The organism is Burkholderia sp. Se-20378 (assembly GCF_017104665.1).
GTDB classification, from domain to species: domain Bacteria; phylum Pseudomonadota; class Gammaproteobacteria; order Burkholderiales; family Burkholderiaceae; genus Burkholderia; species Burkholderia lata.
In genome coordinates, this window is the sequence record NZ_JAAGPG010000035.1 from 9,168 (window position 1) to 24,887 (window position 15,720).

The 15,720-nt window shown below is 65.8% G+C and carries 1 protein-coding gene; it reads right to left on the bottom strand.

Annotation, left to right across the window (positions count from 1 at the left end; genetic code table 11):
- Positions 1 to 131: 131 nt before the first annotated feature.
- Positions 132 to 15,257, bottom strand: a complete 15,126-nt coding sequence (locus G3N93_RS07180; RefSeq protein WP_277396528.1) for a non-ribosomal peptide synthetase — start codon at positions 15,255 to 15,257, stop codon at positions 132 to 134.
- Positions 15,258 to 15,720: the final 463 nt, after the last annotated feature.

Consider the following 15,720-nt stretch of genomic DNA (forward strand, 5'->3'; position numbering starts at 1 on the left):
CAGAAGCCGCCGTTCGGTCGCGCGGCCGACCGGCGGTGCCGGCGGGCCGATCGTCCTTCGGCCGATGACGGACAGGCCCGCGCGGGGCCGGTGCATGCCCGTCGTCGACTGCGGCGAAACCGGAAGCCCGGTCAGGAAAGCGAACCATCGCTCACGCCCCCGATGGTTTCGCCGTGACGCGACCACGCGCCCGTGACGGAGATCGGTGAATCAGGCGACGCCTTTCCGTGTGTCGCGCCCGCGTCGAGCGCGGCCGCAACGATCGGCCCGATCCCGGCGAGCGCCGACGTGCTCATCATCGTTTCATGCAGGCAGGCGATGTCGTGCACGTCGATTTTCCCTCGCACATACGGTTGCCACGCGCGGACATCGCGTGGCTGATCGCCCTCCGGCCGGTCGAGCGCCGCCCTGAAGAAGACCACGTCGCCATGGAATACGTCGGGCGCAAACCGGCTGGCCTGGGTAGGCGCCACCTGGAATTGCCGGACGATCGATTCGAAGGTCCGCTCGTTGAACGTCCTGAACATCGGGTTGTGTTCGGCGAGGCGCGTCCTGAGCGTGTCGATCGTCAGCGAGCGGTCGTCGGCCACTTGCGGCGCGTCCACGAATGCGCGTATCAGCACGTCGATGACTTCGGTCTCCGTCGGTGCGGGGTACGCGTCACTGCGCACTTCCGGATAACCGTCGAGCATGGCAAGGAACGCCACTTTTTCACCGGCGCGTTGCAGCTGGGTGGCGATGGCGTGCGCGATATGGCACCCCAGCGACCAGCCGAGCAGATGATAGGGGCCGGCGCGCTGTACGCTGCGAATCTGGCGGACGTAGTCCTGCGCCATTTCCTCGATCGACTGCACGGATTGGCCGGCTTCGGTGAGGGCGCGCGCCTGCAGACCGTAGAGCGGCCGATCCCGCAGATGATGCGTCAGGCTCGCGTACGGCCAACTGAAACCGCCGGCCGGGTGAATACAGAACAGTGGCGCTTGTGCTCCCTGCGGCTGGAGCGGCAGCAGGACGGCCAGCGCGTCGGACGCGCCCGTTTCGTGTATCCGGGGCGCCAACTGCGCAACGGTAGGCGATTCGAACAGCGTGCGAATCGAGATCTCGTGGCCGAACGTTTCGCGGATTTGCACAAGCAGGCGGACGGCGATCAGCGAATGCCCGCCGAGTGCAAAGAAGTTGTCGTGGCGGCCGACGCGTTCGACGCCGAGCAGGTCGGCCCACAGCGCGGCGATGGTGCGCTCGATTTCGCCCTGCGGCGCCTCGTACTGCGTATGGGCGAAGGCGTCGTCGTCCGGCTCCGGTAGCGTGCGACGGTCGAGCTTGCCGTTCGAGGTGAGCGGCAATGCATCGAGCACGATGAAGGCGGCCGGCACCATGTAGTCCGGCAACCTAGCAGCAAGGTGCTCGCGCAATTGACGGCCGAGCTCGGCGCGTGGCGCCGCGTCGTCCAGCGTCACGTATGCCAGCAGTCGGGCGTTGCCCGCCGCGTCGGGGCGCGCCAGCACGATGGCTTCGCGTACGGCATCGTGCGACGCAAGCTGCGCCTCGATTTCACCCGGTTCGATGCGGAAGCCCCGGATCTTGACCTGGTCGTCGTTGCGGCCGAGGAAGACGATGTTGCCATCTGGCAGGTAGCGCGCGAGATCGCCGGTGCGGTACATGCGTGCATCGGGCTGGCCGGCCGCGCGGGCGAACGGATCGGGCAGGAACCGCTGCTCGGTCAGCTCCGGACGGTTGAGGTAGCCGCGCGCGACGCCTGCACCGCCGATGTACAGCTCGCCGACCGCGCCCAACGGCACTGGCGATTGCGCGTCATCGAGCAGGTAGATGCGCGTATTGGCGATCGGCTTGCCGATCGAATGGGTCACGTCGCCGGCGGACGGCGCGAGCTCGCCGGAAGTCGCGACGACGGTGGTTTCGGTCGGGCCATAGTTGTTGACGATGCGCAACGACGGCGGCAGTCCGGCCGGCAGAGTCATGACACGATCTCCGCCGATCAGCAGCGACTTCAAGCCATGCGGCAGGCCGGACTGCATCGCGAGCAGCGCCAGTGGCGTGACGAGGAACGCACAATCCATCGACTGCCGGCGCCACCAGGCGAGCAACGCGGCAGCATCGGACGCCAGGCCTGCCGGGGGCAGCAGCAGCGCGGCGCCGGCGCAGAGCGCGGGCCAGACTTCCCACACGCTGGCGTCGAAGGCCAGACTGGCGGTGGCGGGCACACGTGAGCCGGCGTGCAGCTCGAACCGCTCGATATGCCACGCGACGAGATTGGCGAGCTGCCGATGCTCGACCATGACCCCCTTGGGCGTGCCGGTGGAGCCGGACGTATAGATGACATAGGCGAGGTGGCGTGACGTAAGTCCGCGCGCAAGTGGCAGGAGGTTGTGCGCCGGGCGCGAGGCCCACGATGGCGACGCGAAGCCGATATCGACGAGTGTGGGCGTGGACGTGGTCGTGGCCAAAGGCAAGTCGGCAAGCGCCTGGCGTCCGACCGGATCGACGAGCACGACGGCGGGAGCGGCGTCGTCGAGGATATGGGCAAGCCGTGCGCCGGAATAAGCGGGATCGATCGGCAGGTAAGCGCCGCCGGCCTTGAACACGGCCAGCAGTGCGACGACCATCGAGATGCTGCGCTCGGCGCACACGGCGACGGGCGTATCGGGGCCGACGCCGAGCTCGACGAGGTAATGGGCGAGCCGGTTGGCACGGGCATTGAGGGCGGCATAGGAGAGCTGCTCATGCTCCGCGACGAGTGCGACAGCGTCGGGCGTTTGCCGGGCCTGAGCCTCGACGAGTTCGTGAATGCACTGATGCGCAGGGTAGGCGGCCTCCGTCGCATTCCACGTCTGCAGCAGCAAACGCCGCTCGTCGGCATCGAGCAGGTCGATCTGGCCGATCGGCTGCGCTTCGTCCTGGGTCATCGCACGCAACACGGCGATCAGATACGCGCCATGACGCGCGATCGATGTTTCGTCGAACAACGCGGTCGCGTAGCGCAGCGCACCGGCCACCGCATGGCCATCGTCAACCAGATCGAGTTCGAGATCGAACTTCGCCCGGTCGAATGCGCTTGCAACCGGGGTGATTTCCAGGTCCGGCCATTCGATCGTCCGCACGTCGGTGTTCTGCCACGAAATCATCACCTGGAAGATCGACGTATGACCGAGCCGTCGCGGCGGCTTCACGATTTCCACGACCTGTTCGAACGGGAGATCCTGGTGATCCTGTGCGGCGACGACGGCTCCCTGGACGCGGTCGAGCAGTTGCGCGACCGACGGTACGCCCGACAGGTCGATGCGCAGCGCGAGCGTGTTCACGAACAGGCCCACGATGGATTCGAACTCGGGACCGGAACGATTCGCGACCGGGGTGCCGATCACGACATCCTCCTGGCCGGCGAGCCGCCCCAGCACCGCGGCCCAGGCCGCGGTGACGACCGCGAAGACCGTGACGCCGCGCCGCGCGGCGAGCCGTCTCAGATCGCGCGTGAGCACCGCGTCGAGTTCGAGCGGCAGCCGCGCCGCGTCGAACTGCTGATGCGCGGGCCGCGGGCGATCGGTCGGCAGCGTCAGCAGCGTCGGGATACCCGCCAGCGTTTTCTTCCAGAAACCTGCTTCGCGTTCGAGACGTTCCGCGCCCAGCCATTGCCGTTGCCATGCCACGTAGTCGGGGTACTGGAACGCCAGCGTGGCAAGCGGGTTCGCGCGTCCTGCCGTGAAGGCCCCGTAAAGCGCGCACAGGTCCTTGACGAGCACGGACAGCGACCAGCCGTCGCAGACGATGTGGTGCAGCGTGAGCATGAAGACGTGCGCGTGCTCCGACAGACTGACGAGGCGCGCACGCACGAGCGGCCCGCGTGCGAGGTCGAACGGGCGCGTGGCTTCTTCCTTGCACACGCGCAGCGCGTGTTCCGGCGCACCCGGTTCCGACGACAGATCGTCTACGCGCCACGGCATGCCGTCGCCAGCCGGAAGCAGCGTCGCGCGGGTATCGCCGCTTGCACCTGCCGTTTCGGAAAACACGGTGCGCAACGCCTCGTGGCGCGCCCACAGCGCATCCAGCGCGCGATGCCACGCGTCGGCGTCCAGCCTGCCATCGAGCCGCAGCACGAGCGGGACGTGATAGATCGTGCCCGCGCCTTCGAATCCGCTCAGGAACATCATTCGCTGCTGCGCGAACGACAACGGCAGCGGGGCGTCGCGATCGATGCGGGCGATCGCAGGCGCATCGTCCCGGTGTCGGGCACCGACCGCCTGCGCGACCGCATTCACGGTCGGATGATCGAACAGCGACGACAGCGACAGCCTGACCTCGTGCATGGCCCGTAAGCGATTCAGCATCCGCACGGCAAGCAGCGAATGTCCGCCGAGCGCAAAGAAGTTGTCGTGGCGGCCGACGCGTTCGATGCCGAGCAGTTCGGCCCACAGTGCGGCGATGGTGCTCTCGATCTCACCTTGCGGCGCTTCGTACTGTGCTTGGGCGAAGGCGTCGTCGTCAGGCTCCGGCAGTGCGCGACGGTCGAGCTTGCCGTTCGGCGTGAGCGGCAACGTGTCGAGCACGATGAATGCTGTCGGCACCATGTAGTCGGGCAGCCTGGCGGCAAGGTGATCGCGCAAGAGCCGGACGCGTTCTGCATGCTCTGCACGTGGCGCCGCGTCGTCCAGCATCACGTACGCCAGCAGTCGGGTGTTGCCGGCAGCGTCAGGACGCGCCAGCACGATGGCTTCGCGTACGGCATCATGCAACGCAAGCTGCGCCTCGATTTCGCCGAGTTCGATCCGGAAGCCGCGGATCTTGACCTGATCGTCGTTGCGGCCGAGGAAGATGATGTTGCCGTCCGGCTGGTAACGCGCGAGATCGCCGGTGCGGTACATGCGTGCTTCAGGCTGGCCGGCCGCGCGGGCGAACGGATCGGGCAGGAACCGCTGCTCGGTCAGCTCCGGACGATTGAGGTAGCCACGCGCGACGCCCACACCGCCAATGTAAAGCTCACCGACTGCTCCCAGCGGCACCGGCGCCTGCGCCTCGTCGAGCAGGTAGATGCGCGTATTGGAGATCGGCTTGCCGATCGGCACGGATGGCGCGTCGAAATCTGCCGGACACGTGAAGGCGGTCACGTCGATGGCCGCTTCGGTCGGACCATACAGGTTGTGCAACTGCGCATGGGGCAGACGCTCCAGGCAGCGCCGCGCGGTTGCCGACGGCAACGCCTCGCCGCTACAGATGATGCGCGAGAGCGTCGTACAGCTTGCGAGGCCGGGCGCGTCGAGGAAGCCGCCGAGCATCGACGGCACGAAGTGCAGGGTGGTGACACCGTATTGCGCGATGACGTCGGTGAGATAGTCGGCATCACGATGCGCCCCGGGCGCGGCCATGACGAGCGTGGCGCCATTGGCCAGCGTCCAGAAGAACTCCCAGACCGACACATCGAAGCTGAACGGCGTCTTCTGCAGCACGACATCGCGGGTATCCAGGCGATAGGCGGCCTGCATCCAGGTCAGTCGGTTGATCAGCGCATCATGCTCGTTCTGCACGCCCTTTGGCAGGCCGGTGGAGCCCGACGTGTAGATCACGTAGGCGAGATGGCGCGGGGTCAAGCCGAGCGCGTGCGGCGACAGATCATGCGGCGGCAGGCCGTCCCACGGCGGTGATTCGACACTCACGTCGACCAGCGTGTGCTTGGCCAGATGCGCATCGCCGAGCGCGTCGGCAAGCGCCTGGCGTCCGACCGGATCCACGAGCACGACGGCGGGCGCGGCATCGGAGAGGATATGCGCGAGGCGCGCGCCGGGATAAGCGGGATCGAGCGGCACATAGGCGCCGCCGGCCTTGAGGATGCCGAGCAGCGCGACGACCATCGGCGCGCCGCGATCGAGGCAGACGGCGACCGGCGTATCGGGGGTGACGTCGAACTCGATCAGGTAGCGCGCGAGGCGGTTGGCGCGCGCGTTGAGTTCGGCGTAGGAGAGGCGCTCGCCGCCGGAGACCAGCGCGGTGGCCTCGGGCGTACGCCGGACCTGCGCTTCGAACAGCCCATGCAGATACTGGTGCCGGTCATAAGGTGCGTCCGTCGCGTTCAACGTGTCGACCAGCAGCGCCCTTTCGTCGCTCGATACGAGATCGATCGACCACGCCGCTACGCTGTCGTCTTCGCACGCGTGCTCGATGAAGTCGAGTAGACGCGCCGCATGGCGCGAGACGGCTACCGGATCGAACACGTCGCGGTTGTACCGGAGTTCGACGTCGATCGGCGCGTTTCTGCCGAATTGCGTAAACAGGAACGACAGGCCGTTCTCCGGCCCGGACAGCCATTGGACGTGCGTGGGCTGGCCGGCCACTTCGACCGGATGCCGCAGGAACAACGTATTCACGCTCACGTCGATATGGCGCGGATCGATCCCGTAACGCCTGACCATGTCGCCCAACGGGAATCTGCCGTGACGCATCACGTTCCGGAACGTCTCGCAGATCTCGCCCAACGCCGCCGAAACCGGCGCATCGGCCTGCTCGAGCGACACCGGAAGCGGAATGACCTTGGCGAATTGCCCCGGGATATCGAGCGCGTCGCGCGTCCGGTTCAGGAACGACGCGCCGACGACGGCGCGCCGTTGGCCCGCGATACGCATCAGATAGATGCCGGTCAGCGCAGTCAGGCATTCCGACGGCGACAACGCATGCTTTTGCGCGATGTGCGAGAGCCGCGCCTGCAAGGCCGGCGAGAACGTTCTGCGCATCGACGCGACGCGGCCGCGCGCATCGACGGGGTGAGCATGGTCGGCCACCAGCGTCACCAATGCGGGGCCGTCCATCTTCGCGCACGCCGACTGCCAGAATGTCGCGTCGCGCGCGTACGTCGACGAACAGAGATAGCGATCGTCGAGCGCAAGCGTATCGAGAACGAACCGGTCCATGCTGAACGCATGGGCCGGATTCTTTTCGAGTGCGGTGTAGTTCTTGCCGATGCGCTCGAACAATCGAACCGCCGCCCAGCCGTCTGTCTGCAAATGATGCGACCGCAACGCGACCAGTACGCTCCCCGGCGATTCGAAGATCGCGACCGAATTGGTCTTGTCGTCGAGGTTTTCGTTGAGCGTCTCGTGCCAGTCGACGACCGCCTGTCGCAGCTCGGCGTCCGTCCTTGCCACGGGTTCGACGACATGCTCGAAGCGCGTCGTCGGCATCGGTCCTTCGCATTGCAGGCCGGCATCCGAGAGTTGAAGCCAGAACGACTGATTCTGCGCAATGAGCGCCCGCGCGGCGAGGACGAGCCGCGCGCGATCGATCTCCGGCGCGCAGTGCATCGCCGCAATCGAAAAGAACGATGTCCCGTGCCGCGACGCCTGCTCCTGCAGCCAGACCGCCTGCTGCGCGGGCGACAGCGGATACCAGGTGCCGGACGGGCTGGCCGGCGCGTTGATCAGCCGAGCGACGTCCGGGCCCGATGCGTCGGCCCGCATGCGCGCGACGCCGGCGTCCCAGCGGTCGGTGACCGATGCATCAGGCCGCTGCACGCTTTCCGTCACGAACGCCAGGAACAGCGCGATGATCGCGTCGATGCTCGCCGGGTCGAACAGGTCGGCACTGTACGAGACATCGGCGCTGACGGTTTCGCCCGTATCCAGGAACACGACGGCGAGATCGGCGCCACGCCCGACGCGTGCGCGCGGAACGGCCTCGAGCGTCAGGCCGGAGATCGTCTCGCGTTCCGCTCCCGGGCCTTGCTGGAATTGACAAAATACCTGGAAGATCGGGTCGTACGACGTGCTGCGCGGCGGATTGACGGCTGCGACCAGGTGGGCGAACGGCAGTTCGCCCGCTTCGAGCGCGGACAGCAGTTCCTGCGACGCCGCGAGCAAATGGCTGGCGACGGATGCGGATCGATCCAGCCGGTGGCGAAGCGGCAGCGTGTTCACGAAGAGGCCGACCATCTCTTCGGTCGCCGCGTGCGTCCGGCCTTCGGTGACCGTACCGATCACGATGTCGCGGCTGCGCGCGAGTTGCGCGCACGTGATCGCGAGCGCCGTCTCGAGCACGACGAACGGCGTGACGTTGTAGGCGGCGGCGACTTGCCGGATCTGCTGCACGAGTTCGGGCGCGAGCACGTGTTCGCAGCGTCCGGCGCGATCCGACAACCTCACCGGTCGCGGCCGGTCGGAGGGCAGGTCGATGCACGCGGGCGCACCGGCGAGGCGTTCCCGCCAGACCTGCCCCAATTGCTCAAGGTGTTCGACGTCGACGTGCCGCTTCGACCACGCCGCATAGTCCCGGTATTGCAGCGCGAGCGGCGCGAGTGCCGGCGGCTCGTCGGCGGCCAGCGCCGCATACGCGTGCCGGAAGTCGCGCCAGACCGTCGTCCACGACGTGGCGTCCATCGCGATGTGGTGAATCGAGATCATCAGGATCGAACGCTGCGGCGACTCGACGAACAGCGTCGCGCCGAAGACAGGGCCCTCGAAGCAGTCGAGCAGCTTCGCGGCCTCCGATTGTGCGAGTGCCATCGCATCGTCTCCGGCGACGTTGCGGCGTTCCAGCCGGAAGCTGTCGGAGCGCTCCACGACAGGGACGAACGCGCCGGTGGCGGCGTCGCTCGCATAGTGCGTGCGCAGGATTTCGTGACGGTCGACGACCGCGCGCAGCGCACGATCCAGCCCATCCTCGCGCATCTGGCCGGACAGGATGAAGAGGCGCGACGAGTTGAACATCGCGCCGCGTGCCGCACCCGCTTCGATCGCGAGAATCCGCTCTTCCGCGAAGGACAGCGGCATCGGCGCGTTGCGGTCGATGCTGACGATGTCATGACCGCTTTCGTGCGACGTGGCGTCTGCCAGCGCAAGCGCCAGTTCCGCGATGGTCGGTGCTTCGAATACCTTGCGCAACGGCAGGACTTTCCCGGTCTCGTTGACGATGCGCGAGACCATGCGAATCGCGACAAGCGAATGGCCGCCGAGCGCAAAGAAGTTGTCATGGCGGCCGACGCGTTCGATGCCGAGCAGTTCGGTCCACAGCGCGGCGATGGTGCTCTCGATCTCGCCTTGCGGCGCTTCGTACTGCGCCTGGGCGAAGGCGTCGTCGTCAGGCTCGGGCAGCGCGCGACGGTCGAGCTTGCCGTTCGGCGTGAGCGGCAACGTGTCGAGCACGATGAATGCTGTCGGCACCATGTAGTCGGGCAACCTTGCGGCAAGGTGCTCGCGCAAGTGCCGGGCGAGTTCGGCGCGAGGCGCCGCATCGTCCAGCGTCACGTATGCCAGCAGTCGGGTGTTGCCCGTTGCATCGGGACGCGCCAGCACGATGGCTTCGCGTACGGCGTCGTGCGATGCAAGCTGCGCTTCGATTTCGCCCAGTTCGATACGGAAGCCCCGGATCTTGACCTGATCGTCGTTGCGGCCGAGGAAGATGATGTTGCCGTCCGGCTGGTAACGCGCCAGATCGCCGGTGCGGTACATGCGTGCATCGGGCTCGCCGGCCGCGCGGGCGAACGGATCGGGCAGGAACCGCTGCTCGGTCAGCTCCGGACGGTTGAGGTAGCCACGCGCGACGCCGACCCCGCCGATGTACAGCTCGCCGACGGCGCCCAGCGGCACCGGCGCCTGCGCCTCGTCGAGCAGATAGATGCGCGTATTGGCGATCGGCTTGCCGATCGGCACGGATGGCGCATCGAAATCTGCCGGACACGTGAAGGCGGTCACATCGATGGCCGCTTCAGTCGGACCATACAGGTTGTGCAACTGCGCATGAGGCAAACGCTCCAGGCAGCGCCGCGCGGTTGCCGACGGCAACGCCTCGCCGCTGCAGATGATGCGCGAGAGCGTCGTACAGCGTGCGAGGCCGGGCGCTTCGAGGAAGCCGCCGAGCATCGACGGCACGAAGTGCAGGGTGGTGACGCCGTACTGCGCGATGACGTCGGTGAGATAGTCCGCATCACGATGCGCGCCGGGCGCGGCCATGACGAGCGTGGCGCCATTGGCCAGCGTCCAGAAGAATTCCCAGACCGATACATCGAAGCTGAACGGCGTCTTCTGCAGCACGACATCGCGGGCATCCAGGCGATAGGCGGTCTGCATCCAGGTCATGCGGTTGATCAGCGCATCGTGCTCGTTCTGCACGCCCTTTGGCAGGCCGGTGGAGCCTGACGTGTAGATGACGTAGGCGAGATGACGCGGGGTCAAGCCGAGCGCGTGCGGCGACAGATCATGCGGAGGCAGGCCGTCCCATGGCGGTGATTCGACACTCACGTCGACCAGCGTGTGCTTGGCCAGATGCGCATCGCCGAGCGCGTCGGCAAGCGCCTGACGTCCGACCGGATCGACGAGCACGACGGCGGGCGCGGCATCGGAGAGGATATGCGCGAGGCGCACGCCGGGATAGGCGGGATCGAGCGGCACATAGGCGCCGCCGGCCTTGAGGATGCCGAGCAGCGCGACGACCATCGGCGCGCCGCGATCGAGACAGACGGCGACCGGCGTATCGGGGGTGACGTCGAACTCGATCAGGTAACGCGCGAGGCGGTTGGCGCGTGCGTTGAGTTCGGCGTAGGAGAGGCGCTCGCCGCCGGATACCAGCGCGGTGGCCTCGGGCGTATGCCGGACCTGCGCCTCGAACAGCCCATGCAGATACTGGTGCCGGTCATAAGGCGCGTCCGTCGCGTTCAACGTGTCGACCAGCAGCGTTCGCTCGTCGTCGGGCACGATCTGCAGGTGCTCGAGCGAACCGGATCCCGTCTCGAGCGCATCCGCCAGTTGCTCCAGCGCGCGCTGCATGTAGGCGCAGATCCGTTCCGGCAGCGTCGGTGAGACGACCTGTGCGACAAGCTCGAGCGCATCGCCGTTGTCCTCGACGGACAGCGTCACAGGGTAATTGGTCCGCTCGTGTGCGCCCAGCAGTTCGACATCGGACGGCCACTGCGCGTGGCCATCGGTGTGTACGTTGTGGCGGTAATTCAGCAGCGCGCTGAACAGCGGCGCGTTCGCGCCGATGCCGCTGCATCGTTGCGCCAGTGCGAGCGATGCATGTTCATGGGCAAGCAGGCCTGCGAGCCGTACCTGCGTGTCGCGGACGGCCGTGCGTACATCGGTCGCGTCGATGTCGATGCGCAGCGGCAGCGTATTGATATACAGGCCCATCGTACGGTCGGAGCCCGCGCCGGCCGCCATGCGTCCGAACAGCACCGTCCCGAACACGACGTGCCGTTGACCGCTCGTGCGGGCGAGGACGAGCGCCCATGCAAGATGGCACAACGTGGCGAGGCTCACGCCGATGGTTTTCGACAGCGTACGCAGTCGTGCGTCGAGCGTGCCCGGCATCGTTCGACGCGCATCGTACACGGGCGCCATGTCGTCGTGCTGAAGCGTGAGGCCGAACGGAAGGGTCGGCGCATCGACGTCGTTCAGCATCTCGCTGAAGAACGCTTCGTGCGCACTCGCGGGCATCCCGAGACGCGCATGCGCGACGAGGTTGCGGTAAGGCTGCGGCGCGGGAAGGCGGTGTAGCTGTCCGGCGAGCGTCGCCTGGACTTCTTCGTTCAGGATCGCGAGGGTGGAATGGTCGCCGACGAGGTGATGGAGCAACATCATCGCGTGCCAGCGTCCGCCCGTCGCTTCGGCGATCACGAAGCGCAGGAGCGGGGCCTGGGCCAGATCCATCCGGTAGCGCCCCGGATGGATGTGGGCCGGCAATTGTTCCGCGGCGCACGTGCCGTCGTCGAGCGTCAGCTCGGTCACGTCGAGGTGCGCGCGCCTCAGCACGACCTGTACCGGCGAACCCAGACCTTCCCACAGCACGGCCGTGCGGAGGATGTCGTGCCGCTCGACGAGGCAATCCATCGCCTGAAGATAGCGATCGAGCGCGGCGCGATCGGAAAAGGCCAGATGCGCGCTCAGCAGATAGGGGTCTCCCTGCGTGCTGAGGACATGATGAAACAGGATGCCGTCCTGCAGCGGAGAAAGCGCATAGATATCCTGAATGTTCGCGATGCCGCCGGGAACCTGCGTGACGATGCGGTCGATGTCGTCTTGCGACAGATCGGCGAGCGGCAGGAGATCGGGCGTGATGGCCTGCGTATCGGGCCCGAGCCGGTTTTCCGGCACGACCACTTCGCGCGACTGACCGAGGGTGGCGGCGAGTGCGGCGAGGGCCGGCTGCTCGAACAGATCCCGGATTGCAAGCGTCAGGCCGATCTGGCGCAAGCGCTCGATCAGCTGGACGGCGATCAGCGAATGCCCGCCGAGTGCAAAGAAGTTGTCGTGGCGGCCGACGCGTTCGACGCCGAGCAGGTCGGCCCACAGCGCGGCGATGGTGCGCTCGATTTCGCCTTGTGGCGCCTCGTACTGCGTATGGGCGAAGGCGTCGTCGTCCGGCTCCGGTAGCGTGCGACGGTCGAGCTTGCCGTTCGAGGTGAGCGGCAATGTATCGAGCACGACGAACGCCGCCGGCACCATGTAGTCGGGCAACCTTGCGGCAAGGTGCTCGCGCAACTGCCTGACGCGTTCTGCATGTTCTGCACGCGGCGCGGTGTCGTCCAGCGTCACATACGCGAGCAGTCGAGGGGTGCCCGCCGCATCGGGGCGCGCCAGCACGATGGCTTCGCGTACGGCATCGTGCGACGCAAGCTGCGCCTCGATTTCACCCGGTTCGATGCGGAAGCCGCGGATCTTGACCTGGTCGTCGTTGCGTCCGAGGAAGACGATGTTGCCGTCCGGCAGGTAGCGCGCGAGATCGCCCGTTCGGTACATGCGTGCTTCAGGGTCTCCCGTCGCACGCGCAAACGGATCGGGCAGGAACCGCTGCTCGGTCAGCTCAGGGCGGTTGAGATAGCCACGCGCGACGCCCACACCGCCAATGTAAAGCTCACCGACTGCGCCCAGCGGCACCGGCGCCTGCGCGTCATCGAGCAGATAGATGCGCGTATTGGCGATCGGCTTGCCGATCGAATGGGTCACGTCGCCGGAGGACAGCACGAGCTCGCCGGAAGTCGCGACGACCGTGGTTTCGGTCGGGCCATAGTTGTTGACGATGCGCAACGACGGCGGCAGTCCGGCCGGCAGAGTCATGACACGATCTCCGCCGATCAGCAGCGACTTCAAGCCATGCGGCAGGCCGGACTGCATCGCGAGCAGCGCCAGTGGCGTGACGAGGAACGCACAATCCATCGACTGCCGGCGCCACCAGGCGAGCAACGCGGCAGCATCGGACGCCAGGCCTGCCGGGGGCAGCAGCAGCGCGGCGCCGGCGCAGAGCGCGGGCCAGACTTCCCACACGCTGGCGTCGAAGGCCAGACTGGCGGTGGCGGGCACGCGCGAGCCGGGGTGTAGGTCGAAGCGTGCGATATGCCACGCGACGAGATTGGCGAGCTGCCGATGCTCGACCATGACCCCCTTGGGCGTGCCGGTGGAGCCGGACGTATAGATGACATAGGCGAGATGGCGCGACGTCAATCCGCGCGCGAGCGGCGGGAGGTTGTCCGCCGAGTACGCGGCCCACGGCGGCGACGCGACACTGATATCGACGAGCGTGGGCGTGGCCGTGGCCGGATGCACGTTGGCGAGCGCGTGGCGTCCGACCGGATCGACGAGTACGACCGGAGGATTGGCATCGGAGACGATATGCGCGAGCCGTGCGCCGGAATAAGCGGGATCGATAGACAGATAAGCGCCGCCGGCCTTGAACACGGCCAGCAGTGCGACGACCATCGAGATGCTGCGCTCGGCGCACACGGCGACGGGGGTATCGGGGCCGACGCCAAGCTCGACGAGGTAATGGGCGAGCCGGTTGGCGCGGGCATTGAGTTCGGCGTAGGAGAGCTGTTCATGCTCCGCGACGAGCGCGACGGCCTCGGGCGCTTGCCGGGCCTGCGCCTCGACGAGTTCGTGAATGCACTGATGCGCGGGGTAGGCAGCGTCCGTCTCATTCCACGTCCGCAGCAGCAAACGCCGCTCGTCGGCATCGAGCAGGTCGATCTGGCCGATCGGCTGCTCAGGGTTGGCGAGCGCCGTCTCGATGAAGTGAAGCAGCCGCTTCCGATGCGCCTGCATGCTTGCAGCATCGTAAAGCTCGGCATTCCCGTCCACGTGCAACGTACACCCGGGATCACGCGGATCGCCGGTCACGGTCACGGCGAAATCGTTGACGAGGCCATTGGCGAGCGCATGCAGGGTCGCACGACTGTCGCCGAATTCCCACCGGTTGTCGAACGGAACGATATTGATGCGTGGACCGAAAACAGGTGCGGTGATCGCACCGCGCAGCTGCTTGATCTCCTTCACGCGGAACTGCTGGTGCTTCATGTGCGAGAACACTTCGGCGCTCACGTGCCGCGTCAATTCCACGAGCGACATCTGCGGCGTAATGGGCAGCCGCATCGGCAGGACGTTGGCGAACATCCCGGGCAGCGTGCGCGTCTCCTTCGTGCGGGCCGATACCGGGAAATCGAACACGGTTATCCGGCCGTTGCTCGTTCGGTAAAGGTAGGCCGCCACGATGGCCGTGAGAACGAGCGGCCACTTCGCGATCTGCGTCTCGATCCGGTCGATCTGCCCGGTGAACGCAAGCGGAAGCGGCGTGGATTCCCGCCTGAAAAAGCCGCTCGCGTGCGGCGCCTTGCCGACCAGGGTTTCCGGAGCAGGCAGGGTGTCGACGTAGTCTTGCCAGTACCGGCGGTCGTTCGCGTAGCGCGAAGACGACCGGTAAGAACGGTCACCGTTCGTCATCAGGTCGATCGACCCGAAGTCTGCGTCGGGAGCTGGCTGGTGCCGCGCAAGTGCCGTATAGACTTGGGCAACCCGGCGTGTCACGAGTGGGATGCTCGCACCATCCATCACGATGTGGTGATACCGCTGGTACCAGATATGGCGCTCGTCGCCGAGCTTGAACAACATCTGGCTGAACAGCTTGCCGGAGAGCAGGTCGTAGGCCGTGTTCGACTCGATCTGCATGACATTCCAGCAAGCGGAAAACGGGTCGGCTTCATTCGACACGTCGATAAAATCCAGCCCGAATGAAGCCGGCTCGCATTCAAACTGCAAGGGCCCCGTCGGTGTTTCGATAAAGCGAAAATGCAGGCTTCGAGCGTCATGGACAACACGACTTAATGCCGCCTCGAAAGCGGGGCGATTTATCGCGCCGCTGATATCCACATAGCCACGACTGTCGAACAACGGATTGTCGGGTTCGAGTTTCTGCGAAAACCACATTTCCATTTGCGCAGCAGTCAGCTCCGCGAATTTCTGAGGGTCTTTTGTGTTCAAAATTATCCTCGTCATTGTTCAATACGCGCAACTTGATGGCGCAGGGCGCGAATGAGCGGTCACACATCGCGCGTTTCAAAAATCTGAAAAATCAAACCCATTCTTGACGGGGGTTCACTGACGGCCCGCAAGCTCGGTTGATTTCAAGGCAAGGCAGGTGAAACGGGGAGGTATTGCTCGATTGAAGGGCGAGCTGGCGATTCAAAGTATTCGTGCCACATGAATATTTGAAACGCACTGTAGCATGATGATTATGAAAATTAGCTTACTAAATACCGGTTATTTTTATATCTGGCGGAAATTGCAACAAAGCAATAATTCGTTTCAATCCGGTGTTTGAGTTATTGATTAACTCGATTCAATTGTTCAGATAATCAATTCATCAAATTATTGAACAATGAAGGCGACCGTGCGTGGACATAGGCAAAACCCCCTGAGCAGGAGGCCATTGCGAAGAATCGATGGAATCGTTTCTGTG